The 24,206-nt window shown below is 44.7% G+C and carries 23 protein-coding genes, 7 tRNA genes and 1 pseudogene; 20 read left to right on the top strand and 11 right to left on the bottom strand.

The annotated features are described in order from the left end of the window. Positions 1–228: 228 nt before the first annotated feature. Positions 229–948, bottom strand: coding sequence for a substrate-binding periplasmic protein (locus ACRRS0_RS08265; protein ID WP_432453682.1), 720 nt, complete (start codon positions 946–948; stop codon positions 229–231). 190 nt (positions 949–1,138) lie between these two features. Here ACRRS0_RS08265 and ACRRS0_RS08260 point away from each other — a divergent pair, with 190 nt between their 5' ends. Continuing rightward, positions 1,139–1,789 carry a L,D-transpeptidase family protein gene (locus ACRRS0_RS08260; RefSeq protein ID WP_432453683.1) on the top strand — a complete coding sequence of 217 codons (651 nt, stop codon included), beginning with the start codon at positions 1,139–1,141 and terminating at the stop codon, positions 1,787–1,789. A gap of 199 nt (positions 1,790–1,988) precedes the next feature. On the opposite strand, the gene ubiT is transcribed toward ACRRS0_RS08260, so the two are convergent. Beyond that, positions 1,989–2,477 carry a ubiquinone anaerobic biosynthesis accessory factor UbiT gene (gene ubiT / locus ACRRS0_RS08255; protein WP_432453684.1) on the bottom strand — a complete coding sequence of 163 codons (489 nt, stop codon included), beginning with the start codon at positions 2,475–2,477 and terminating at the stop codon, positions 1,989–1,991. Between the two features lie 142 nt (positions 2,478–2,619). Between ubiT and ubiU the strand changes: the two genes are divergently transcribed. Beyond that, positions 2,620–3,618, top strand: a complete 999-nt coding sequence (ubiU, locus tag ACRRS0_RS08250; protein ID WP_432453685.1) for a ubiquinone anaerobic biosynthesis protein UbiU — start codon at positions 2,620–2,622, stop codon at positions 3,616–3,618. Between the two features lie 14 nt (positions 3,619–3,632). Continuing rightward, positions 3,633–4,508 (top strand): U32 family peptidase, encoded by an 876-nt coding sequence (locus tag ACRRS0_RS08245; RefSeq protein WP_432453686.1) that lies wholly within the window; start codon positions 3,633–3,635, stop codon positions 4,506–4,508. Between the two features lie 21 nt (positions 4,509–4,529). On the opposite strand, the gene nlpI is transcribed toward ACRRS0_RS08245, so the two are convergent. From nlpI to hemA, 6 genes are all read right to left on the bottom strand, one after another. Further along, complete coding sequence (gene nlpI, locus ACRRS0_RS08240; RefSeq protein ID WP_432453687.1) at positions 4,530–5,402, bottom strand: lipoprotein NlpI; 873 nt, start codon at positions 5,400–5,402, stop codon at positions 4,530–4,532. Between the two features lie 124 nt (positions 5,403–5,526). Further along, positions 5,527–6,384 (bottom strand): 3-deoxy-8-phosphooctulonate synthase, encoded by an 858-nt coding sequence (gene kdsA / locus ACRRS0_RS08235; protein WP_432453688.1) that lies wholly within the window; start codon positions 6,382–6,384, stop codon positions 5,527–5,529. A 10-nt stretch (positions 6,385–6,394) separates the two neighbouring features. Further along, positions 6,395–7,159 carry a SirB1 family protein gene (locus ACRRS0_RS08230; RefSeq protein ID WP_432453689.1) on the bottom strand — a complete coding sequence of 255 codons (765 nt, stop codon included), beginning with the start codon at positions 7,157–7,159 and terminating at the stop codon, positions 6,395–6,397. Positions 7,160–7,221: 62 nt separating this feature from the next. Next, positions 7,222–8,073, bottom strand: a complete 852-nt coding sequence (gene prmC / locus ACRRS0_RS08225) for a peptide chain release factor N(5)-glutamine methyltransferase (RefSeq protein WP_432453690.1) — start codon at positions 8,071–8,073, stop codon at positions 7,222–7,224. Then, positions 8,063–9,154, bottom strand: a complete 1,092-nt coding sequence (prfA, locus tag ACRRS0_RS08220; RefSeq protein ID WP_432453691.1) for a peptide chain release factor 1 — start codon at positions 9,152–9,154, stop codon at positions 8,063–8,065. The genes prmC and prfA overlap by 11 nt, the downstream gene beginning before the upstream one ends. 67 nt (positions 9,155–9,221) lie before the next feature. After that, positions 9,222–10,472, bottom strand: a complete 1,251-nt coding sequence (hemA, locus tag ACRRS0_RS08215; protein ID WP_432453692.1) for a glutamyl-tRNA reductase — start codon at positions 10,470–10,472, stop codon at positions 9,222–9,224. A gap of 162 nt (positions 10,473–10,634) precedes the next feature. On the opposite strand from hemA, the gene lolB reads away from it, so the two are divergent. The 4 genes from lolB to ACRRS0_RS08195 all read left to right on the top strand — a co-directional run bounded on the left by lolB (position 10,635) and on the right by ACRRS0_RS08195 (position 13,567). Then, complete coding sequence (lolB, locus tag ACRRS0_RS08210) at positions 10,635–11,255, top strand: lipoprotein insertase outer membrane protein LolB (protein WP_432453693.1); 621 nt, start codon at positions 10,635–10,637, stop codon at positions 11,253–11,255. Continuing rightward, positions 11,248–12,126, top strand: coding sequence for a 4-(cytidine 5'-diphospho)-2-C-methyl-D-erythritol kinase (gene ispE, locus ACRRS0_RS08205; protein WP_432453694.1), 879 nt, complete (start codon positions 11,248–11,250; stop codon positions 12,124–12,126). Before lolB ends, ispE begins: the two co-directional genes overlap by 8 nt. A 67-nt stretch (positions 12,127–12,193) precedes the next feature. Then, positions 12,194–13,135: a ribose-phosphate pyrophosphokinase gene (locus tag ACRRS0_RS08200; RefSeq protein WP_432453695.1), complete on the top strand. Its 942-nt coding sequence runs from the start codon at positions 12,194–12,196 to the stop codon at positions 13,133–13,135. Positions 13,136–13,408: 273 nt separating this feature from the next. Next, positions 13,409–13,567: a hypothetical protein gene (locus ACRRS0_RS08195; protein ID WP_432453696.1), complete on the top strand. Its 159-nt coding sequence runs from the start codon at positions 13,409–13,411 to the stop codon at positions 13,565–13,567. Positions 13,568–13,670: 103 nt separating this feature from the next. Here ACRRS0_RS08195 and ACRRS0_RS08190 read toward each other — a convergent pair. Beyond that, a pseudogene (locus ACRRS0_RS08190) lies at positions 13,671–14,225 on the bottom strand (IS4 family transposase); the annotation flags it as partial. A 169-nt stretch (positions 14,226–14,394) separates the two neighbouring features. Here ACRRS0_RS08190 and ACRRS0_RS08185 point away from each other — a divergent pair. Then, complete coding sequence (locus ACRRS0_RS08185; protein WP_432453697.1) at positions 14,395–14,733, top strand: GFA family protein; 339 nt, start codon at positions 14,395–14,397, stop codon at positions 14,731–14,733. Positions 14,734–14,961: 228 nt separating this feature from the next. Here ACRRS0_RS08185 and ACRRS0_RS08180 read toward each other — a convergent pair whose 3' ends face one another. Then, positions 14,962–15,954 (bottom strand): transposase, encoded by a 993-nt coding sequence (locus ACRRS0_RS08180; RefSeq protein WP_432453698.1) that lies wholly within the window; start codon positions 15,952–15,954, stop codon positions 14,962–14,964. Positions 15,955–16,275: 321 nt separating this feature from the next. Between ACRRS0_RS08180 and ACRRS0_RS08175 the strand changes: the two genes are divergently transcribed. The 11 genes from ACRRS0_RS08175 (at position 16,276) to ACRRS0_RS08125 (ending at position 21,278) form a co-directional block, all read left to right on the top strand. Further along, on the top strand, positions 16,276–16,740 hold the full coding sequence (locus ACRRS0_RS08175; protein ID WP_432453699.1) for a GNAT family N-acetyltransferase: 465 nt from the start codon (positions 16,276–16,278) through the stop codon (positions 16,738–16,740). Between the two features lie 577 nt (positions 16,741–17,317). Further along, on the top strand, positions 17,318–17,941 hold the full coding sequence (locus ACRRS0_RS08170) for a 50S ribosomal protein L25/general stress protein Ctc (RefSeq protein ID WP_432453700.1): 624 nt from the start codon (positions 17,318–17,320) through the stop codon (positions 17,939–17,941). Further along, complete coding sequence (pth, locus tag ACRRS0_RS08165) at positions 17,941–18,531, top strand: aminoacyl-tRNA hydrolase (RefSeq protein ID WP_432453701.1); 591 nt, start codon at positions 17,941–17,943, stop codon at positions 18,529–18,531. The genes ACRRS0_RS08170 and pth overlap by 1 nt, the downstream gene beginning before the upstream one ends. 23 nt (positions 18,532–18,554) lie before the next feature. Next, positions 18,555–19,646, top strand: a complete 1,092-nt coding sequence (gene ychF, locus ACRRS0_RS08160) for a redox-regulated ATPase YchF (RefSeq protein ID WP_432453702.1) — start codon at positions 18,555–18,557, stop codon at positions 19,644–19,646. A 681-nt stretch (positions 19,647–20,327) separates the two neighbouring features. Then, positions 20,328–20,404 (top strand) — tRNA-Met (locus tag ACRRS0_RS08155). A gap of 37 nt (positions 20,405–20,441) precedes the next feature. Continuing rightward, a tRNA-Leu gene (locus ACRRS0_RS08150) sits at positions 20,442–20,526 on the top strand. Between the two features lie 26 nt (positions 20,527–20,552). Next, a tRNA-Gln gene (locus tag ACRRS0_RS08145) sits at positions 20,553–20,627 on the top strand. A 118-nt stretch (positions 20,628–20,745) separates the two neighbouring features. Continuing rightward, positions 20,746–20,820: transfer RNA gene (locus ACRRS0_RS08140), tRNA-Gln, on the top strand. Positions 20,821–20,966: 146 nt separating this feature from the next. Then, positions 20,967–21,043, top strand: a tRNA-Met gene (locus tag ACRRS0_RS08135). Positions 21,044–21,080: 37 nt separating this feature from the next. Continuing rightward, positions 21,081–21,165: transfer RNA gene (locus ACRRS0_RS08130), tRNA-Leu, on the top strand. Between the two features lie 38 nt (positions 21,166–21,203). Next, positions 21,204–21,278: transfer RNA gene (locus tag ACRRS0_RS08125), tRNA-Gln, on the top strand. Between the two features lie 108 nt (positions 21,279–21,386). Here ACRRS0_RS08125 and ACRRS0_RS08120 read toward each other — a convergent pair. Beyond that, a complete protein-coding gene (locus ACRRS0_RS08120; RefSeq protein WP_432453703.1) occupies positions 21,387–22,541 on the bottom strand; it encodes an FAD-dependent monooxygenase in 1,155 nt (384 codons plus the stop codon). Positions 22,542–22,759: 218 nt separating this feature from the next. On the opposite strand from ACRRS0_RS08120, the gene miaB reads away from it, so the two are divergent. Further along, the gene (gene miaB, locus ACRRS0_RS08115; RefSeq protein ID WP_432456192.1) at positions 22,760–24,187 is read left to right on the top strand and encodes a tRNA (N6-isopentenyl adenosine(37)-C2)-methylthiotransferase MiaB; all 1,428 of its coding nucleotides are present in this window, start codon (positions 22,760–22,762) and stop codon (positions 24,185–24,187) included. Positions 24,188–24,206: the final 19 nt, after the last annotated feature.

The following is a 24,206-nucleotide window of genomic DNA, read 5'->3' as shown; positions in this document are numbered from 1 at the left end:
AAACGATGAAAACTCAGCCCTAGCCTACAACTTGCTGATTTAAGCGTGCGTCATCAACGACTCAAAGCTCTCGACGCCTTAATCACGCCAATTATCAGCAGCTCTCGATGAATTTCTATGGCACCCGCCATCTTCAAGCGAGCGAATAATCATGCTAATGAACAAGTTGCAAATTAACAAGTTATTAACACGAGCCTACGACTAAAGTCGGAACCAACCATAAGGCAACTACTTAAAATACTTTTGGTAGAGCTTTTGATAACTCGCAGAGCTGACGACTAACTGCAAGGCTCGTTGAAAGCGTCGTAATTCGGGCTCACTCACCGATGGATGAAAAGCATAACAGTATTCATTATCGAACAAACTATAGACTTGTTTGAAGCTTAGTTCATGTGGGTCGATGTGCTCCGAGACCAGAGCCAACAAATCAACTCGGCGTAGCGCTAATAATTTAAATGCTTGCTCAATCGTCTTAATCGCCACGATATTATGCTGTAGGCCAGCATCATTTAGATAAGCATGGATCGACTGACCGCTGAGTAATGCAACTTTATAATTCGCTAAATCCGCCAACGCCGTGATCTCAATTTTGCTGTCATTCAGTGCATATAAATTGGCCTGACCGATGTTAATTGGACAAGCCCATTTAAATTTTGACTCTCGCTGGGCAGTTTTAATAGTTGAAAATAACACCGTATAAGGCAGTTGCTGCAGTTTTGCGTATGCCCGTTTCCAAGGTAAAAACTGGATCTCTGGGAGCGGGCTACCCAATTGCTGAAATACCAAACTTAACAGTTCCACAGCAAAACCTTGCGGCTGTTGCTGTTCAACATAGTTGTAAGGGAAAAAGTCTTCACTCATGTAACTCAGCTCTTCCAATGTATGAGCTTGTAGCTGAATACTCGTGAATAGAGAACAAGCAATGAGTAACTTAATCCTGTATTTCATCCCAATCCCCAAATTTCTCATTTTCACGACTTGCCTAGTCAGCAAATTCAACCAGCAGCCAACATGGCAACGCTAGTCAGAAGACAAAACAACAAGTACACTGCAGCCTCAGCAATCTACCGAGCATTCACCTTTGAGTTTCATTCGACTATGCTTTTATGCCCTCCTTGGTGGCTATTGTTTTTCTATAATGGCTGCTACATGGCCAAACTCGACTCAGCACTTAGCAGGAAAACGCTCCATTAGTCAGGCTATAAAGGCCTACCATAACGATAGTCTAAAGCGTTTATTACCGCTATTTGTCGCCGCTAAAGTCGATTACCCGCCGCAAAAAATCACCTTATTGACGAGCAAACGTTCACGACGCTTAGAGCTATGGGCCGACAGTGGGGAGGGTTATCACTTTATTCATACTTATTGGATCCGACATGCGAGTGGCACGGCAGGGCCAAAGCTTCGAGAAGGGGACTTGCAAGTCCCCGAGGGGATCTATCAGATTGAGGCTCTAAACCCGAATAGTCAATTTCATCTTTCGATGAAACTGAACTACCCTAATAGTTTCGATCTTGCCAAAGCAAAGTTGGAACAACGCAAGCAGCCCGGTTCAAACATTTTTATTCATGGCAAAGCGTCATCAATCGGCTGTTTAGCCATCGGCGATCAAAATATCGAAGATTTATTTATCTTGGTGGAACGTATTGGCCCCGGCAATAGTTCAGTGGTTATCGCCCCGCACGATCCAAGGCTATTGCCGCTGTTTCCAGTACCAGATCACTTACCCCCATGGACCACAGAACTTTATCAACAAATCCAACAACAATTTGAGAGATTTAAGCGATAGAAACCTGGCAGCGAATGATTTTTTATGTTCAGTTTTATTGAGATAAATGAATTTGAATCACCGCCAGCAGAAGCATACCAAGAGCAAACAGACCCGAATTGCCGTGTTTCCTAAGGAGAAATAAGCACAAGGATTCTGCTAGCTACTTTATAGTGACCATTTAAAAAGCACCAAATGGCTGGTTAAATCGCAAACCCTGTTACGCGCTATGATATTGCAGCACCATGCCGGCACTTTTTTTCAAGCCTTCGCTAAGCCATGCGGGCAGGCTGTCAAAGTCTAAGTTGTCCAGTAAATTTTTAAGTTCTAAACCGAGCTCGGTATCACCTTCTATTTTTAAGCGGCGTTGAAAAAATAATGTATCTGGATCTTCTTGGCGTCCCATGAGCAATACAAATTCATTAAGCTGACCAGAAAAACTGACATCAATTTGAGGCGCATTCGCTTGAACCCGCAATTTTCCCTGTTGAAAAGTGACAAACCAGCTAGCATTTAGATCGGTCACTTCAAGCTTCAACCAACGTTGTAGCAAAAAATCAAGATCGCCTTCTTCAATTGCTTCCGCAAAAGCAAGGGCTAGCGCTTTCTCTAAAACCAAGCCTTGCACAGCAAAAGGACAGAACTTCACAGGAATGCTCAATATTTTGGGCATGTCTTTCACTAAAGATTGTTTCAAGCTATCCAGCACTTCATTTCCTCATATATAAACAATAGATCGAGCAGATAAGTGATTCAGTTTACTCAACTTTGCCAACATCAAACCTGCTCTGAGTCAATATCCTGAATAACTAAGACCAGTAAAATAACAAAAAATCTCTTGAGAGGGACCTATGGAATTACTTTGCCCTGCAGGCTCTTTACCTGCAGTTAAAGCGGCGGTGGATCACGGCGCCGACGCTATCTATATTGGCTTTAAAGACGCCACTAATGCTCGCCATTTTGCTGGTTTAAACTTTGAAGGAAAGAAGCTTGATAAAGCGGTCGACTACTTAAAGCAACATCGGCGTAAATTACATATTGCGATTAATACTTTTGCACATCCACAACAGCAACATCTTTGGTTCTCAGCCATTGACCGCGCCGTTGATATCGGCGCTGACGCCGTCATTCTAGCCGACATTTGTTTGCTCGAATATGCGAAGCAACAGTACCCAGACCTAGAAGTTCACCTCTCGGTGCAGGCCTCGGCAACCAATGCTTCGGCCATCGCTTTTTATCAACGTAACTTTGCGGTAAAACGTGTTGTGCTACCACGAGTATTATCCATCCATCAGGTCAAACAACTCTCGAGAGCTTGCCCAGATATGGAGCTGGAAGTATTTGCTTTTGGTAGCCTTTGTGTCATGGCAGAAGGTCGCTGTTATTTGTCCTCCTATTTAACCGGAGAATCGCCCAATACCGTTGGAGCCTGTTCACCCGCTTCTTATGTCCGTTGGCAAGAAACCGAACAGGGCTTAGAGTCTAGGCTAAACAACATTCTGATTGACCGCTATGCTCCGAATGAAACCGCCGGCTACCCCACCTTATGTAAGGGGCGTTTTGATGTAGACGGACAGCGTTATCATGCCTTAGAGGAACCCACCAGCCTCAATACCATTGAACTGATTCCAGAGTTATTCGCCGCCAATATAGCCGCTGTAAAAATAGAGGGGCGCCAACGTAGTCCCGCCTATGTCGCTCAAGTGACCCAAGTGTGGCGAGAAGCAATCGATAGCTTTAAAGCAAACCCAGAGAGTTTTTCCGCGAAAAGCCACTGGATGAGTCAATTAGCTAATTTATCTGAAGGCAGCCAAACCACTTTGGGTGCTTACCAAAAAGCTTGGCAATAAAGGATAGGTACCATATGAAATATGCACTAGGACCAATTCTATATTATTGGCCCAACCAACAAATTGAAGAGTTCTATCATCTAGCCAAGGCCAGCAGCGCCGACATTGTCTATCTCGGCGAAACCGTATGTAGCAAACGACGCAATATGAAGGTACAAGACTGGCTAGACTTAGCGAAACAACTCAGCTTCGCTGGCAAACAAGTTGTAATATCGACCATGGCTTTGTTAGAAGCACCTTCAGAGATTAAACAACTTCAAAAATTAGTCAGTAATGGCGATTTTTTAATCGAAGCAAATGACTTTAGTGCCATCGAAGAAGCACATAGAGCCAGTTTGCCTTTCGTCTGCGGTCCTGCGGTTAATATTTACAATGGCTATGCGCTGAAAGTATTGCTTGACCAAGGAATGCAACGCTGGGTAATGCCCGTTGAACTTTCCCGAGATTGGCTACAAAAACTTAGTAATGAATGTATTGAAATGGGGATCCGTGAACGCTTTGAGATAGAGGTCTTTGCTTACGGGCATTTACCACTGGCTTATTCAGCCCGTTGTTTTACCGCTCAGGCTGAGGGGAAAAGCAAAGACAACTGCGAAACCTGCTGCATTAATTACCCAAATGGACGCCGCGTCGATAGCCAAGAAGGCCAGCCACTATTTGTATTAAATGGTATTCAAACCATGTCGGGAGATTGTTACGACTTAATTAATGACCAACAAAGTATGCAGGGTTTGGTCGATATCGTGAGAATTAGTCCACTAGGTGAAGATAGTATCGAACACCTAGAAGCCTTTCGCCGCCGCAGCCAAACTACCGAACGATTTCCTACGCCGGATAGTGTCAATGGCTACTGGCATCAAATTGCTGGGATCCGCCACCAGCAAGACTAAAACAAGCTCAATGAGAGCCGGTTAGGGTTGGCTCTCATAGCGGTGCAACTCAAATAAAGCTAAACGATGTTCGACAAAATCATAAACGTTATTCGCTAAAGAGAGTTTGAAATAACTGCTGGCCAAGGTCTGATTCCCCGCCCGTTGTGCGAGCTTCGCCATATAGAAGTATGCTTCACAAAGCCGCTCCGCCAAAGCGCGATTATCCGTTTCGCCAGCCATCGTACTGGCCAAAAACTGCTGTTGATCGATTTGGCCAGCGTAGAGGCGAACAATCTGCCAACCCCAGTCCTGTTCGCTAGAGTATTCAGCTAAAGCCGCTTGTAGCGTTGTTAATGCGTCTGTTTCACCCGCTTCTAATTGAATGAGATAACGCCATAATACGCGGTAAGGATCATTGGGAGCCTGAGCAGCATAGCGTTTAACATCAACCACTGCCAACTTTGGCTTATTTGCGTAATTCAGTGCTAAACCGCGATAAAAGTAAGCGAATGCATAATCTGGCTCAAGCTCCAAGGCCGAATCAAAGCTTTCAAAAGCACTGTCAAATTCTTCGGCTAAGGTAAAGTAAACCCCCAGAAAGTTATACGCTTCGACAAAGTCGGGCTTTAACTGAATGGCTCGATTAAAGTCGAAGCGGGCTAAGGCTCGTAGCCCAACACGATCAAATACAATGCCTCGTTCGTAATATAGCTGCGCCATCTGTTGTTGATCATATTCACCAGAACTAAGCATTTGTCCCAAGCGAGCCAGCGCAACTTCTGATTGATAATTCACCTGTAATGGCGTTGCAAGAACAACTGTATTCGGCGTCTGGCTTGAAGTGCTAGCACAAGCGCTTAGGTAACCCAAAGTCACGACCAAACAAGCGGTGCGCAAGGCTTTTTTTAACATATCACTTCCATTTTATCTGTTTAGCAAAGTCGCTAGACCTAGCGAATACGTCTAGCTTATTCAGTTTACCCTAACAAGAGAAAAAGCTCAGGGAAACTTAAAGTTACCATTAACGACAAATTTCTTATTTTGAGAGGGTATCTAAATTGTCGAAAGACTTCACCAAATCATCCAGCGCTTTAATTTGCTTAAGGAGAGGTTCTAGTTTCGATAAAGGCAAGGCACTTGGCCCATCACATAAAGCATCATCAGGATCAGGATGAGCCTCCAGAAACAGCCCCGCTAAACCCGTCGCCATGCCTGCCTTAGCCAAGTCTCCAACCTGTTCTCGACGCCCACCCGAAGCCGAACCTAAAGGATCACGACACTGTAAGGCATGAGTCACATCCAAAATAACGGGTGCGCCTCGACTCACTTGCTTCATGATGCCAAACCCCAGCGTATCGACGACTAAATTGTCATAACCAAAGTTACTGCCCCGCTCACACAATATCACCTGATTGTTGCCACATTCGGCAAATTTATCGACAATATTTCCCATCTGTGATGGGCTCAAAAACTGCGGTTTTTTAACGTTAATCACCGCCCCCGTGCGAGCCATCGCTTCCACTAAATCTGTTTGACGGGCCAAGAATGCCGGTAATTGAATCACGTCAGCGACCGCCGCCACAGGAGCCGCTTGCGCCACTTCGTGAACATCGGTGATCACTGGAATAGCAAACTGCTGTTTGATCTCTTCGAGTAAACGTAAACCTTGCTCCATTCCAGGACCACGATAAGAATGAATAGAAGAGCGGTTCGCTTTATCAAACGAAGCTTTAAATACATAGGGGATACCAAGCTTGTCGGTGACTTCCACAAAATGCTCGGCGATGCGCATCGCCAATTCACGAGATTCTAGTACATTCATCCCAGCGAATAAGGTAAAGGGTGCATCGTTGGCGACTTTAATTTCGCCAATATTAATCGTTTGTTGCTGCATGCTATTCCTCTTAATGCAAAATTGCAGGCTGAGCGTCCATCGTGTTGATCTGCATCTTCAGTATCTTCGATAAGGGATCATCGGGACATTGCTCAATAAAATATTCAAAATCGTTAATTGCAACACTATTGCAATCCAATTGTTGGTAAATAAAACCGCGATCACGCATTTCGTGAGGATCACCAGGTTTTAAACGCAGCAAAACCTGAGAGGTCCGTAAGGCCATCTCAAATAGTTCTTCCCGTAAACAAGCCGCCTTCAGCTCTGCTAACCAGCGTAGCGTCATCTCTACCGAAGAGAGTGGTTGCAGGTTTTCCTTAATTAAACTGGCCAAATTGCCCTTATAACCACGGTGCATCACCGCTAACTGCGCCAAGCTTTTGGATTCTCCAGCAAAGGCATCAAAATATACCCCCTGCCCTTCAATGTTAAAGGCTAATATCGTTTGCGCAGGAAATACAATAGCCTGACATTCTAGCTCTAATTTACGAGCAAAATAATGAAATAACACGGACAAAGTCGTGCCATTTCCACTGCGCCGCTCTAGCACATCATGAATCAACAAATTGTTACTATGGTAGTAACTTTGCCAATCACCACTAAAACCTAAGTCTTGGTAGAACAATTGCTTTAATTGTTCAAAACGCGGAGCGGTGCCCTGCGCAACAGGGTTGACCTTAAGCCAATCTAACCACAGTCGATGCAAACTCTTGCGGACCTCCCCAAAAGATTGCCCAGCGATTTCTTCTTCAATACCTAAAATGCGAAAAATCACTCAATCCCTATCCTTTAGCTAATTGTTCAGTCACCCAACTGACGATGTTATAACCCGTCCAACTAAACGAGATAACAACCGCCACTGACTCTATCCATGCCACCATAGTCTTGCGCGGTAAATACTTGTACAAAACCTTCAGCAGTTAATCGTTGCTGAATGGCTTCTTTTTGATCGAAACCATGCTCTAACAGCAGCCACCCACCCGGCTTTAAATAAGCCTGAGCAGAACTAATGATATGCTGAATATCAGCCAAACCTCGAAGCTCAGCAGTAAGTGCAGAGCTTGGTTCAAAACGCACATCACCTTGCTGTAAATGTGGGTCTTGCGGGTCAATATAGGGTGGATTACTCACAATTAAATTAAAGCGTTGCCCCTCAAACGGACTAAACCAAGAACCCTGTCTTATATCAACTCGTTCTAAATCTAAACCTTGAGCATTCTCACGCGCTAGTTCAACCGCATCTAAACGCACATCACAAGCATATACTTTGGCCAAGGGCAACTCACTGGCAATTGCTAAAGCGATCGCCCCCGTGCCTGTACCAAGGTCAACTATTTCTGTATCGGCTTGGTTAGTGACTTTCTTTAGGCTTAGTTCAACTAAAACTTCAGTGTCGGGACGTGGAATGAGCGTCGCCGCTGATACTTTTAAAGGTAAGGACCAAAATTCACGTAAACCAGTAATATAAGCCACTGGCTGTCCCCCTTGGCGCTTAAATACCCAATATTGATAATCATCCCATTGAGCTTGCGTTAAGTGACGCTCAGGCCAAGTCATCAGGTATGCTGGTTCACATTGCAATACATATTGTAATAATACGCGAGCATCAATCTGCGGAGACTCACCACTAAATAGAGTCTGCTTCGCCCAATTTAAAGCCTCCGCGATGCTTGGTGGCTTAGGCGTCATTATCTGCCAAGGCCGCGAGTTGGTCTGCCTGAAATTCTTGTAAAATAGGGTCGAGTAAGGCTAATAAATCCCCTTCCATAATATCGTTTAAGCGATATAAAGTAAGGTTAATACGATGGTCACTCACGCGACCTTGTGGATAGTTATAGGTGCGGATCCGCTCGCTCCGATCGCCACTGGCAACCAACTCACGACGCATGCTGGTTTCTTCTGCACGACGTTTATCATCTTCTGCAGCCTGTAAACGAGCCGACAATACTGACATCGCTTTGGCCCGGTTCTTATGCTGAGAACGCTCTTCCTGACATTCCACCACCACTCCACTGGGTATATGGGTAATACGAATCGCAGAGTCAGTCTTGTTCACGTGCTGCCCCCCCGCGCCAGAAGCTCGGAAGGTATCGATCCGTAAATCACCGGGATTAATTTCGATTTGTTCGGCTTCAGGGATCTCCGGCATCACTGCGACGGTACAAGCAGAGGTGTGGATCCGGCCTTGTGACTCAGTTTCAGGCACCCGTTGCACCCGGTGTCCGCCAGACTCGAATTTCATTAAACCATATACATCTTCACCGTCGATCTTTGCAATCAGCTCTTTATAACCGCCTTGCTCACTGTCGTTGCTTGATACAATCGACATCCGCCAGCCCTGATTTTCAGAAAACTTACTGTACATACGGAACAAATTGCCAGCAAAAATAGCCGCTTCATCACCACCCGCGCCAGCTCGGATCTCTAAAAATACGCTTCGTGAATCATTGGGATCCCGCGGTAACAATAATAACTGTAATTCGTCGGTTAAACGCGCCATCTCTTGCTTGGCATCGGCGATTTCTAACTCAGCCATTTCTCGCATTTCAGGATCGTCATCGTTCAACATTTCGTTGGCAGAATCAAAATTCTCTTGTGCCTGTTGGTAAGTGGTAAAACAGTTCACCACCTCTTCTAGTTGAGAGTATTCTTTGTTCAGGGCTCTAAAACGGTTCTGATCAGAAATAACTTCTAGCTCACCGAGCAATACTTGAACTTCTTGATACCGCTCTTGTAGGGTCTCAAGCTTGGATATAATGGACGCTTTCATGCTTTCTCTCTATAAATACAATACTTCGCCAACCATGATTAGCAACGAAGCATCGACAATAATCAGGTTATTTAGTTAGGCCTACGGCCTCTCGTATCACAGCCAATTCATCAAAGCGGCCATCACGTCCCGCCTTATTAATCGCCTCTGTTGGGGCGTGAATAAGCTTGTTAGTTAATTGGAAAGCTGTTTCACGGATCACTATTGCTGGATCTTTGCCATTGGCTAAAGACTCCAGTGCTTTTTCTACCGCGGCGTCGCGGACCCGCTCACTATGACTTCGATAATCACGAATGGTGGTTACCGATTCCAATGACCGTAACCAGCCCATAAATGTTTCGCTATGAGTCTCAACAATAAATTCAGCCTGTTCTGCTGCCTGAGCGCGTGATGCCATATTCTGCTCAACGATGCCTTCCAAATCATCAACACTATACAAATAGGCATCGCGTAACTCACCAACTTGCTCTTCAATATCTCGCGGGATCGCAATATCGACTAAAAACATCGGTTGATAACGACGTTTCTTCAAAGCACTCTCCACCATGCCTTTACCAATAATCGGTAAAGGACTCGCTGTAGAACTAATCACAATGTCAAAGTCAGCCAAGTGCAAAGGGATGTCATTTAAGGTTATCGCATCGGCTGAAAATCGCTCAGCTAACAATTTAGCGCGTGACACCGTTCGGTTTGCCACCATCAAATGCGTCACCCCTTTATCCACCAAGTGCTTTGCCACCAGTTCGATGGTTTCGCCCGCACCAACCAACAACACTTTAGATTCACTTAAATCATCAAAGATTTGCTTGGCTAAACTGACTGCAGCAAAGGCCACCGAGACTGCGTTCACGCCAATATCGGTATTGGTTCTAACCTCTTTCGCCACCGAAAATGCACGCTGAAAGCAGCGCTCTAATACACTGCCGACGGCACCGGCTTCACGTGATTCATTGTAGGCTTGTTTAATTTGCCCAAGAATTTGCGGTTCACCTAAAATCAGCGAATCTAAACCACTGGCAACTCGCATTAAATGAGCGACTGCCTGCTGATGCTGGTGCTGATAGAAGCAAGAGATAATTTCTTGTTCGGGCAACTGTTTATAAGAAATTAACCAATTAATGACATCGGTACTATCAACTTCTCCTAAATGACAATAGAGTTCAGTACGATTGCAGGTTGATACGATCACCATTTCAACACCAAGCTCTGCAACTGCTTTACTCAAGGCTTGGTTGACTTGCTCTGGGCTAAACGCGACAAGTTCACGCAAACCAATGGGAGCAGATTTATGATTGATTCCTAAGACTAACAAGGTCATCGCTGTGGGGCTTTGTTGCGCCGTATCCTATGGGTAAAAAGAGAAATTGTACGGGAATAAGGGGCTAAATAAAAGAAACTCCATCGCAAAGCGCCGCCAGTTAGACTATTTTTATCGAGCTTTTACAACACATCTTTGCTTTTAGGTAATTTACAGTCACCTATGCAAACTTTTATACTGCAAAAAAAGACCGGAGCTATTGTGCGCCAATTTGCCTTATTTATCGTACTCGCGGTGTCACTCAGCGCCTGTACCATCCAGCCCCCAATTACAACTAAAAATAGTGAGTGGGACCAACATCTCAGCCAACTCCAGCAACTTACAGCTTGGCAGCTCAGTGGCAAGATCGCCTTTATTGGCGAAACTTCGCGCCAAGCAGCAAATTTGTCTTGGCAACAGGATGGCGAGCAAAGCATTCTCAAACTCAATGGCCCTTTGGGAACCCAAGCCATCGAGTTACATTATCAGCCACACAAGGTGTGGGTAAAAACCAAAAACCAAGAGTATTTCGGTGACAATGCGCAACAACTAATCATGCAGCTAACCGGTTGGCAAGTCCCCATCGCCCAATTACCGAATTGGTTACTCGGGATCCCGACTCAAAATGATTATCAATTAAATCCGCAGCATCGTTTAGCCGCGTTCACGACAGCCGATAACTGGCAGGTGAATTACCTCAATTATGCTCAGTACGGACAGCTTGCTTTACCGCGCCAACTGGAAATTCGCTCAAAAAGCACTCTATTGAAACTCAATATTCATCAATGGCAAATACATGACTAAACAAATAAACAGCGGCCCATGGCTCTCTCCCGCTAAACTCAATTTATTTTTATATGTAAATGGGCGTCTTCCTAACGGTTACCATGAACTTCAAACCCTGTTTCAATTCATTGACTATTGCGACCAACTGTATTTTGTTGCGAATCCACACGGCAGCATCTCACTAACCAGCAAACTAGACTTCCCTGCCGATGACAATCTCGTCGTCAAAGCAGCCCGGCTACTTCAGCAACATTGTCAGATCACCCAAGGGGTCGACATCACTTTAGACAAGCATTTACCGATGGGCGGTGGCATTGGCGGTGGTTCCTCCAATGCTGCGACCACACTATTGGTATTAAATGAACTGTGGGGGTGTCAACTTGCTATTGAAGACTTAGCTCAACTCGGTTTGCAACTGGGCGCCGATGTGCCTATTTTTATTCATGGGCATAGTGCCTTTGCAGAAGGGGTTGGCGAAAAACTGCAAAACGTCGAAATTTCAGAGCCTTGGTATCTAGTGCTGCACCCTCAGGTGCATGTGGCGACAGAAAGTGTATTTGGCCATCCAGACTTACCCAGAGATACGCCCAAAAGAAGTTGGCAACAATTATCCAACGCAGATTGGCAAAATGATTGCCAAGAAATTGTGGCTAAAGTTTATCCGGAGGTTGCACAAGCTCTTCGCTGGTTGGTAGAATACGCGCCGTCGAAGATGACCGGAACGGGTAGTTGCGTTTTTGCCGCCTTCGACACGGAACATGAAGCCTTGTCAGTTTTGGCGAAATGTCCTAAGAATATTTCCGGCTTTGTGTGTAAGGCCTGTAATCAATCGCCGCTTCATCAGCAATTGAATCACAAAACAACACTCAACAACACAGTAGATACTTAAGGAACCGTCTTCTTAGGTATTAAACAACGTAACGCTCTTTTGACCCGATAAATCTGAGGTTTCCATCGTGCCAGACATGAAACTCTTCGCCGGTAACGCCACGCCCGAACTTGCCCAACGTATTGCTGATCGCCTATATACCACTCTTGGTGATATATCAGTAGGTCGATTCAGTGATGGCGAGATTAGTGTACAAATCAATGAAAATGTTCGTGGTGGAGACATCTTTGTTATCCAATCCACTTGTGCTCCAACCAACGACAACGTAATGGAGCTGATCGTGATGGTTGACGCTCTACGTCGCGCCTCTGCGGGTCGTATTACTGCGGTAATCCCCTACTTTGGTTACGCTCGTCAAGACCGTCGCCCACGCAGCGCACGGGTGCCAATTACAGCCAAAGTTGTGGCTGATTTTCTATCAAGTGTCGGCGTTGACCGAGTTCTAACCGTTGATCTTCACGCAGAACAAATTCAAGGCTTCTTCGACGTACCTGTCGACAATGCCTTTGGTAGCCCAGTGCTATTGCAAGACATGTTAGATAGAAACCTCGAGTCACCGGTTGTGGTATCACCCGATATCGGTGGCGTCGTCCGCGCCCGCGCCGTCGCGAAAATGCTTAATGACAGTGATTTAGCAATCATCGACAAACGTCGTCCGCGTGCAAATGTTGCTCAAGTCATGAACATTATTGGTGATGTCGATGGCCGTGATTGCATCATGGTTGATGATATGATCGATACTGGCGGTACGCTTTGCCAAGCAGCTGCAGCACTCAAAGCCAAAGGTGCTAAGCGGGTATTTGCCTATGCGACTCACCCAGTATTCTCGGGTAATGCCGCGAAAAACATTACCGATTCTGCACTCGATGAAGTCATTATTACTGACTCTATCCCATTAACAGATGAAATGCGTAATTTGGAAAAAGTACGTCAATTATCTTTAGCGCCAATGCTCGCAGAAGCGATTCGACGCGTCAGCAATGAAGAATCAATTTCTGCAATGTTCTGACAACAAGCATATTAAAATATGCTACTTGTCGTTGGGGCCATTAAGTTTGTGACTTAATGGCAGCAACGCGTAAAAAGCGAACCGCATGGTTCGCTTTTTTTATTTACGAGGTTTGTCTATATCGCTTTGGGACAGAGACTTGTTATACCGATTGCGCTAAATATCTGATCTAATAGTTTATCGCTCATTCAAGTACTTATCCGCATACATACACATAATGAACTGAAACGACTCTTAAAAAAAACCTCAGATCCTAGATTAAAAATTCGCTTAATGGCTATCTACCACTTTAAGCGTGGCTACAACCGCACACAGATAGCGGAAGTGCTTGGGGTAGCCAGAGGCAGTGTCAATACGCAAAAAACAAGACTATGGACATCCATGATAAAAAACATGGAGACAACAACACCAATTGTTAAAGCAAGACTATGAAAGACTATGGACATCCATGATAAGAAACATGGAGACAGCAACACCAATTGTTAAAGTAATTCCACTGCTATTATTTATTGTCATGCCGATTAACGGCTAAATTTACCGTTTTAGTGAGTTCCCATTGTTCACTGAGCTGATAACAAACTTCTCCCCGCAACTTACCCAACCAATACCACCCATAAGAGGCCACCTCCCTAAACCAAGTATTACGGTATCCCGATCCGTCACTATCAACGGTGTACACACTGGCTAGCTCAGATAGGAACTGATGATGATTACATGGTGCATTGTAATCGTTGAACTCGAAGGTGCGTTCATACAAAGTAATGGAGCGGCCTTTTATTAGATAGATGCACGTAAGGTCATCACGCGTCATTGCTCACGCACATCAGTCCAACCTACTAGCACCACAGGCATGAGATTAGCCCCGCAAATCTGCCGAGCATGCCATTGGTATATGGCTAAACATTCACGATTTAGAGGGTGATTACCGAGCAAGCGGTCCATGCATTTAATGCTGTGTTTAGGTTCGGTTTGTGCTATTGCGCCCGAGTTCAATGAGAGACAATTTGTCGCAATCCAAGAGTGATGTAGGGGCAACCATCAGAGAGTTAAGGTGTTTTTTGTGAATATAAGGGCGCAGCCCAATAAGCATTTAGTGTAGAATTTCAATTTCGCACATCCTGAAAGCCTCCGCGCAGGATTTGATAGAAAAGGTTTTTGGCGAAATCAATTAGCTTAAACAACGGGGGGCGCGTCTACTTATATGAATTTCCAAGGGATTATCTAGATTGCGGTGTTAGGTGAATACAGAGAATTATCGAATGGAATTAAAGTGTCACTGTGGAAATGTTAGTTTAACATTAAGTTCGCTCCCTAAAGAAGTTGGCGAGTGTAACTGTTCTATTTGTCGTCGTTATGCTGCGGCTTGGGCGTACTTTTCTCCAGAGCAAATTCAAATCAATATGAATGAGAAAACTGCTTTTTATTGTTGGGGAGACAAAGAAGTAGAGTTTCATCGTTGCAACTCATGTGGCTGCCTGACGCATTACGTAACAACGCAGAAATGCTCCGAAAATATCTTGGCGGTCAATATGAGAATGGCTGAAAATAAAGTACTTTCAAATATTCTAGTTCGCAAGATCGATGGTGCATCATACTAACTCACCATATAAGGCGTTTAAAAAGAGCATAGACATCCATGATAAGAACCATGGAGACAGCAACACCGTTTGTGAAAGTAATTCCACTGCAATTATTTAGTCCTCTGGCGTTAATCATGCTGATTGGTGGCTGAATTCATCATTAATCACTCATCTTGATGATTTCTGAGGAAATACACGCCTCAGCAAAGCTGATGGAGAATGAATGGTTCGAAAGTAAGCTCGCACTTAAGTGCGATTTAGCAAACGTCTGCAGCAACTTAAACCGGCCGTTCGTTTGTGCCCCATATGCTGATGATATTGCCTGAGCAAGCGCTCTTTACCGACTGCGCCAGAAAAGTGCCGTTCAAACTCTCCGCTTAAAGTCAGCCACTGCGCTTCATTTATCCCTAAGCGTTGGATGATGGAACTTTCACCACTGTCGATGTCACCCCGTTTATCCTCTCTTACCATGCGTCCAGTCATATCAACCAACTCAAGATAGTCTTTCAGCTCAAAGGGTAAGCCTTGGGGCATCGGCTCTCTTGGGTTACCCACAAAGGGAAACAGGTTTGTTGCCTGGGCTTGTTTTAGCTGAGCGGCTTTTGCTCGTCGCTGTACGCTGGTATGGGCCGAGTCCTCTGGTGTACTTGCCATCTTGGCTCTGATGGGGTTTAGGTCTACGTAAGCCATACACGCCATGAGTGCGGCTTCATCCAAAAGCGCTTGGGATTTAAAGCGTCCTTCCCAAAATCGACCGGTACATTGGTCTTCTTGATTGGCGGCTCGCGCAATGTGTTCGTTTAAATGGCGCATAAACCAGCTTAAATCGAAGAGTCGAGCCCGATAGACTTCGGCGGTGGCGCGAATGGCCTGCAGTTGCACCTCACTTAACTGCGGACGTAGCTCAAGATTAAGATACATCTGAGTCAGTAAGGTGCCCTGATGCAAGCTATGCCAACGTTCTAAGGCTTCATCCATTGACCAAGCTTCTGCTTGCGGCTGATTAACATGTAGCACGAGGTGGGTATGATTACTCATGACAGCATAAGCACAAACATCAATGGCGAACACCGACGCTAATTTGAGCAGATAATCCTCGACCCACTGGCGGCGGTGCTCATAGCTTTTACCGGTTTGTTGGTCTTCGCCACACAGAAACGCCCGTCGAACACAACGCGAAACACAATGATAGTAGGGTGTATCCGATAAGCTCACTTGCGAGCGTCTTGACCGAGGCATAATGTTAACTCCCCCAAATAAATCACTATTGACAGTTTAGACCATAATAAACGTTTCGTTAGTTTGGGTGTCTTGTTTTCTCGTTCTTAGTTGGGGTGGGTGTCTTCTTTGACACTTTTTGCTTTTAGTTTGGGTGTCTTGTTTTCTCTCTCTCTCATTTTCATAGTGTCACCTCTAACTAGGTGGCCAAATTAACCGTACCACTACAATGAGTTTTTTGATTTCGCATATTCATCCCAAAGCACAACACTATGTGGCTATTCATGGTGATAAATCGTTAGTAAAATAACGTTCTGAAAATTAAGGAACCGTAAAAAAACTATGATTATTATAAGAAATTACCAAAAAACAGATGCATCAGAAACGTGGAAACTGAAGTATCACACGATCCGAAATATAAACATCAATGATTATTCTCTAGAACAGGTAACTGCCTGGGCTCCTGATAACTTAGACATGATTGTTTGGCAAAAGCGAGTGGATGATATGAATCCTTTTGTCGCAGAACTAAATGGGAAAATAGTCGGTTTCGCAGACTTGCAACAGGATGGATATATTGATCATTTTTTCTGTCATGCCGAATATCAAGGTATCGGCGTGGGTAGATTATTAATGGAGCGCTTATTTGCTAAAGGGCGCTCGGAAGGTATAAAGCGTTACTACTCACAGGTGAGTAAAACAGCCCGACCATTTTATGAACACTTTGGCTTCTGTGTCGTAAAAAAACAGAAAGTAGACATTAATGGACAGTTGTTAACTAACTTTGTAATGGAAAAGATTAACTAAAAGGTTACCGCATACACTTTATCTGCATTGGCGTGCAAGTTATCGCAATTGATTTTTGAGTATGCCATGAACGTTGTCCTAAAGCTTTCATTGATAGCACCACTGAAAAGTAATGCTATTCTGCCTTTTGGGATACTAAAAAGCAGAAGGACAGATTTCATACAAGCAGCCAAACTCGTTTTGTACAAATACGTATTAGCTGAATATCACTTTGAGACCTAAGGCGTAGAACTAATCAAGTGTACAAGCGTCATTTTGAGCTTATCAGTCACAACTTTAATTAAATACTAGTTTTTAGAACTTTGGATGTTCTTCAACACTCTCACAAACTTAGTTTAAAAATTAGGTGTTTTGAACGCCTTACGCCGCCTAGAGCAGACTCACAAACTTAATTCAATGGATACTGTAACAGATTTACCGTGCTTTTTTATTGGCTTTCAAAAAGCTCAATGGTAGAATGCTGCGCCTTTTGAATTGAAGTAATGACGTATTATGCATTCGTTCACTCATTCAATGAGGTACTGGTTAGGGTTTGGTCGCGAAACCTTAGCCTCATTTATTTATTTGGAGAAACACAATGTCTAATATCAAACTTGACGCTGAACTGCGTACTGACTTGGGGAAAGGTGCGAGCCGCCGCCTACGTCACGCAGATAAAGTTCCAGCTATCGTATACGGTGCAGGCCAAGAGCCTGTTTCAATTACGCTTGAGCAGCGCCACGTAATGAAAGCTCAAGAAGCGGAAGCTTTTTACTCAAGCATCATTACTGTAAACGTTGCTGGCACTGCCGTAGATGTGCTAGTAAAAGACATGCAGCGTCATGCTTACAAACCACGTATTCAACACATCGACTTCCAACGTGTTGATAATAGCCACACCATTACTAAATCAGTACCACTGCACTTCTTAAACGAAGATTCAGCAGAAGCAGTGAAAAATGGCGGTAAAGTACACCACCTATCAACTGAGATCGAAGTAAGCTGTTTGGCTAAAGATCTACCTGAATACATTGAAGTAGACATCGCGAACCTAGAGTTAGGCGCTTCTATTCATGTTTCAGAAATCGCTCTTCCGGAAGGCGTCGTTTCTGTTGTTCTTGGTAAAGGTGAAAACCACGACCAAGCAGTAGTTTCTATCACAATGCCTAAAGGTATCTCTGAAGACGCTGCTGATTCTGAAGAAGCAGCTACTGAAGAATAGTGATAAACGAAATTCGTTTACTCGTGGGCCTGGGTAATCCAGGCCCCGAATATGCCGCGACCCGCCATAACGCTGGTGCATGGTTAGTCTCTCAACTAGCCAACAATCATCACATCCAATTAAAACCAGACAGTAAACACTTCGGATTGACCGGCCGTATTCAGTTGGCAGACCAAGAACTCCGTTTATTGATCCCCACAACGTTTATGAATCTCAGCGGTAAAGCCGTTGCATCCTTAGCTAAATTTTATCGTATCGAGCTTGAGCAAATCATGGTTGCTCACGATGAGCTTGATTTACCCCCTGGTGTCGCTCGCTTTAAAAAAGGTGGCGGACATGGCGGACATAACGGTCTGCGCGATATCATCAGTAAATTTGGCAATAACAAGGATTTTTATCGTTTACGGATAGGAATTGGACACCCGGGTCATAAAGACCGCGTTTCAGGCTACGTTTTAGGAAAAGCTCCTAAAAGCGACCAACAACAGATTGATGATGCAATTGATGAAGCGGTGCGCAGTACCGATATTTTGCTTAAAGATGGTTTAAGCAAAGCAATGAATCGATTACATAGTTACAAAGCGGGCTAAGCCCCTAGACAATAGGTAATATTATGGGATTTAAATGTGGCATCGTTGGTTTACCAAATGTGGGTAAATCAACCCTTTTTAACGCTTTGACTCAAGCCGGCATTGAAGCTGCAAATTTTCCATTTTGTACTATTGAGCCAAATACCGGCGTAGTGCCGGTACCTGACGAGCGCCTAAATGCATTGGCTGAAATTGTAAACCCACAACGCATATTACCCACCACCATGGAATTTGTAGACATTGCAGGTTTGGTTGCGGGTGCATCTAAGGGAGAAGGTTTAGGTAACAAATTTTTAGCAAACATCCGTGAAACGGATGCCATTGGACATGTGGTTCGTTGCTTTGAAAATGACAACATCGTGCACGTGTCAGGTAAAGTTGACCCCGCAGAAGACATCGACACAATTAACACCGAGCTAGCCTTGTCTGATTTAGATACCTGTGAAAAAGCTCAAATCCGGGTTGCTAAAAAAGCCAAAGGTGGCGACAAAGAGGCCAAATTTGAGTTAGAGGTATTGGTAAAAGTACAAGCCCACCTCGAAGCTGACTTAATGCTACGTAGCTTAGACTTAAGCAAAGAAGAAAAAGCAGCCATCGCTTACATGAACTTCTTAACCGCGAAACCAACCATGTACATTGCCAACGTGAACGATGATGGTTTCGAGAATAATCCTTACTTAGATAAAGTAAAAGAGATCGCCGCGAACGAAAATGCTGCCGTAGTGGCTGTTTGTGCGGAAATAGAAAGCGAAATCGCCGAACTAGACGCAGAAGAAAAAGCCGAGTTTATGGACGAAATGGGCTTGGAAGAGCCCGGACTCAACCGAGTGATTAGAGCAGGTTACGAGTTGCTCGACTTGCAGACCTATTTCACCGCAGGCGTGAAAGAAGTGCGAGCTTGGACCGTGCCTGTTGGCGCTACAGGGCCCCAGGCAGCAGGTAAGATTCATACCGACTTTGAAAAAGGTTATATTCGCGCGGAAGTGGTTGGTTATGACGACTACATCGAATACAAGGGTGAATCTGGCGCAAAGGTAGCTGGTAAATGGCGTCAAGAAGGGAAAACTTACGTGGTTAAAGATGGTGATGTGATTCACTTCTTATTTAACGTTTAAACCTTAGAACTTCACAAAAAGCCAACCTTAGGTTGGCTTTTTTATTGTTTAATGTACTCATTCACCTTACTTACCCATGGACATAGCACCTACTTTTTACCTCAATCAATGATATTTTCTAGGCTTAGCGACCTAAGGTTATTATTTAGCTCCATAGACAAGCCTTCGATGCCTTATACCAACCTCACTCATTATTGGTTGATTGTTGCTGGCCTAAATCCGCGCTAACTGATTGATGTATCTTGTAATTAGAGCCACGAGTTACGGCACTTTATACCTCGTTATCGACAGATTTATGCAGCGCAATAAGTTGCTTATATAATGAATCAGATTAGTATTAAGCCGTAAGCTATTTACACTCATTGCGCACGCTTAAACCAATCACCCCATTCAGAACGCAGAGACCATTGATGAGTTCAAACATGCACTTCGCATTCATGCCAAGACACCATCACAAGTCATAAAAATTTGAAATAATACCGTGTTCAAAATTAGCGCACATACAGGCTAAAAGGACTAATTGGCCACAAAGCAAACAGTCAAGTTGTACAAACAAGCCTCATCGCGTACACAAACTGTTCAAACAGACTTTTTTGCAGTTTTTTGGAAAAAAAACGGTTGACGCTCCTAGGACAGATACGCATAATACGCGCCGTTAACAACGCAAAGCGTCGTTCACAAGGCTATGTAGCTCAGCTGGTTAGAGCACAGCACTCATAATGCTGGGGTCGCAGGTTCAAGTCCCGCCATAGCCACCATCGTTCTCACTACCAAGAGTCTGATGTAAAACAATTTGCGGGAGTGGCGGAATTGGTAGACGCGCTAGATTTAGGTTCTAGTATCGCAAGGTGTGAGAGTTCAAGTCTCTCCTTCCGCACCATCTTTCTTGAGAAAGATACAATTTGTAGGGATATCGCCAAGCGGTAAGGCAGCGGCTTTTGATGCCGCCATTCGTTGGTTCAAATCCAGCTATCCCTGCCACCTTTTAAAGCTTGAGTATTTATACTTGAGTTAAACAACAAGAACTAAGATTCTTGGTTGTTGGTCTACACTTTAGGGTGAAGATTATCGAAACATTGTTTCGAGTGTAAGTTTCTGCAGGGATATCGCCAAGCGGTAAGGCAGCGGCTTTTGATGCCGCCATTCGTTGGTTCAAATCCAGCTATCCCTGCCACTTTTATTGTCCTCAAGTTTATCACTTGAGAATGCAGTAACTGATTAGGGTAATTTACCCAGGTAAGGCAGTAAGTACTATGTCGTAGACTAGCGTTTGCTTTCCCTGCCGATAAATTTGTAGTGTTGCTTAGCAACATTATAGATGGCTATGTAGCTCAGCTGGTTAGAGCACAGCACTCATAATGCTGGGGTCGCAGGTTCAAGTCCCGCCATAGCCACCATCATTCTCACTATCAAGAGTCTGATGTAAAACAATTTGCGGAAGTGGCGGAATTGGTAGACGCGCTAGATTTAGGTTCTAGTATCGCAAGGTGTGAGAGTTCAAGTCTCTCCTTCCGCACCATTCTTCTTTAGTGAAGAAGACAATTTAAAGAGTTTTGTAGGGATATCGCCAAGCGGTAAGGCAGCGGCTTTTGATGCCGCCATTCGTTGGTTCAAATCCAGCTATCCCTGCCACCTTAAAAGGCCTGCTTTTTAGCAGGCCTTTTTCTTTGGTCAATTCACAGCGAATAAAAAAACCTGCATCGAGCAGGCTTTCACTTGTTTAACATTTCTATTGTCTGGTTATATATCACCCAGTGCATACTTCAAGGCCCAATCTTTGATGGGACCACTCCCCTGCGCACCTTTGATCGCCAGTTGGCGTAACCGCTGAACGGGTGTTAGGGAATTCGAAAACAGCAAATAAAATAAATCCATCCCCGTTTGCATCATCAAGTTATCAGGACGACGCCGCACATTGAAGCTGCGCAAGGCCTTGCCTTTATTAGCTAAACCATAATGCTCAATTTGTGCAAGCAAGCACTTCACATCACGGTAGCCAAGATTCACGCCCTGCCCAGCCAAGGGGTTAATGGTGTGTGCAGCATCACCAATCACCACCGCACTCTGTTTCAGATAACGATTCACATGCCGGCGAGTCAATGCAAAACAGCCACTATCTAAGATCTCAATCGCTCCTGGAAGTCTCGGGAATTCTGCTTCAATGCGTTTTTTAAGCTGTAATTTGTTGAGTTGCTTTAATCCACGCACAGTATCTTTGGCATCATACCAAATGAGTGCAGCGTGCTGATTGGCTAGTGGTAGAAAAGCTCGAGGACCGCTAGGGAAAAATTGTTGCCAAGTAGCCGTTTGCTGCGGTGCATCAAGTTTAACGTTAATCGCAAAACAGTCGTGGCGATAGTCCCAAGCAGTGATGCCTAAGCCCAATTGTTGACGCATACTGGAGTTTGCACCATCAGCCACCACCATCAGTTTGGCGGTGATCTCAGAATCATCAACCGACAGCACTACACCTTCACTAGTATTACTCACTAATCGGCTTTGCTTGGCTATTCGACAAACCACACCGGAGAGTTGATTCGCCTGCCAAAGTCCCAATTGAATAATTCGATTTTCAACCATAAAACCTAACTCAGACAAATTAAGCTGGGCAGAATCAAAAATTAATTTATCCAGAGGATCTTCCCAGACTTGTAGCTGCTGATAGGGACATACACGCATCGCGCAAATGGCAGACCAAGCTTGTAATTTCTTTAACAATTGTACACTGGCGTGACTAATCGCACTCACCCGCAAATCGAGTGCTTGACTGGGTTGGTAAGCCTCCGGTACATAAGACTCAATCATTAATACGCGCAAACCTTGCAAGGCAAAACCTTGAGCACTGGCAGCACCGATCATGCCGCCACCCACAACCACTACATCAAATTTTTCCACTCGAACCACATTAGCCAAATCGTTTGCAGCAAGTTTAACCCGAAGCCTAGAGTTGAAGCTAATCTTGCCGACAATAATTCAATTCGATATCAATACTCAGCACTGCTAGACGTTTTTTACCTCTCCGGCCACGAAAGCATACAATTGACGCTGGTCAGAACCAATATAAACCAGTAAAATATGCGTCCTTTTTCAACGATGTAATAATGAGTAAAACGATGGGAAATAAGCTGCATATCAAAACTTGGGGCTGCCAAATGAACGAGTATGACTCCTCTAAAATGGCCGACCTACTAGATGCTACCCATGGTTTTCAGCTAACTGAAGAAGCCAATGAAGCCGATGTACTGCTATTGAATACTTGTTCTATTCGAGAGAAAGCTCAAGAGAAAGTATTCCACCAGCTTGGCCGTTGGAAAACCCTGAAACAAAAAAATCCTAATTTGGTGATTGGCGTAGGTGGTTGTGTGGCCTCACAAGAAGGCAAAGCTATCCGCGAACGCGCACCTTACGTAGACATTGTATTTGGCCCGCAAACCCTACATCGCTTGCCTGAAATGATCAAACAAGTGAAAGGTGGCGAGAAATCGGTAGTAGACGTAAGCTTCCCTGAAATTGAAAAATTTGATCGGTTGCCTGAACCTCGTGCCGAAGGCGCTACTGCCTTTGTATCCATTATGGAAGGCTGTAGTAAGTATTGTACCTTCTGTGTAGTACCTTATACCCGTGGCGAAGAAGTCAGCCGCCCCTTAGATGATGTACTCTATGAGATCGCCTCACTGGCAGAACAGGGCGTTCGCGAAGTCAACTTGCTGGGACAAAATGTAAATGCTTTCCGTGGTCTCCAGCACGACGGCAGTATCTGTAGTTTCGCCGAATTGCTACGTTACGTCGCCAGCATTAATGGCATTGACCGTATTCGTTTTACCACCAGTCATCCAATTGAGTTTACTGACGATATTATCGAAGTGTATGCTGATACGCCTGAATTAGTCAGCTTCTTACACTTACCGGTACAAAGCGGCGCCGATCGGATCCTCAACTTGATGAAGCGTGGCCATACTGCAATCGAATATAAATCGATTATTCGCAAACTACGTAAGGCTCGCCCTGATATCGAAATCAGCTCCGACTTCATTGTTGGCTACCCAGGTGAATCTACCGAAGACTTTGCCAATACCATGAAACTAATCGAGCAGGTTAACTTCGACATGAGCTATAGCTTTGTCTACAGCGCCCGTCCAGGAACACCAGCGGCAGATCTACCAGACGATGTGAGCGAAGCCGAGAAGAAACAACGTCTGTATATCTTGCAAGAACGGATCAACCAGCAAGCCATGCAGGTGAGTCGTCGAATGCTGGATAGCGAACAGCGGATTTTAGTAGAAGGTCCCTCGAAGAAAAACCCAATGGAATTACGTGGACGTACCGAAAACAACCGGGTGGTCAACTTCGAAGGCGGTCACCAACTGGTTGGTCAATTTGTTGATGTGAAGATCGTCGACGTATTTGCTCATTCTTTACGTGGTGAATTACTCCGAACTGAGCAACAAATGCAGTTGCGAAATGACGTCGCTCCTGCCACTATTATCGACAAAACCGATGGGCAAGCAAACCACCTAGGCGTGGCAAGCTTTACCCCTTAGTTGCAGTCTATGCTAACCC

Source organism: Agarivorans sp. QJM3NY_29 (assembly GCF_050870835.2).
In the GTDB taxonomy this organism is placed as follows: domain Bacteria; phylum Pseudomonadota; class Gammaproteobacteria; order Enterobacterales; family Celerinatantimonadaceae; genus Agarivorans.
Note: the sequence above shows the minus strand (reverse complement) of the source record. Positions and strands in the feature narration are given on the sequence as shown.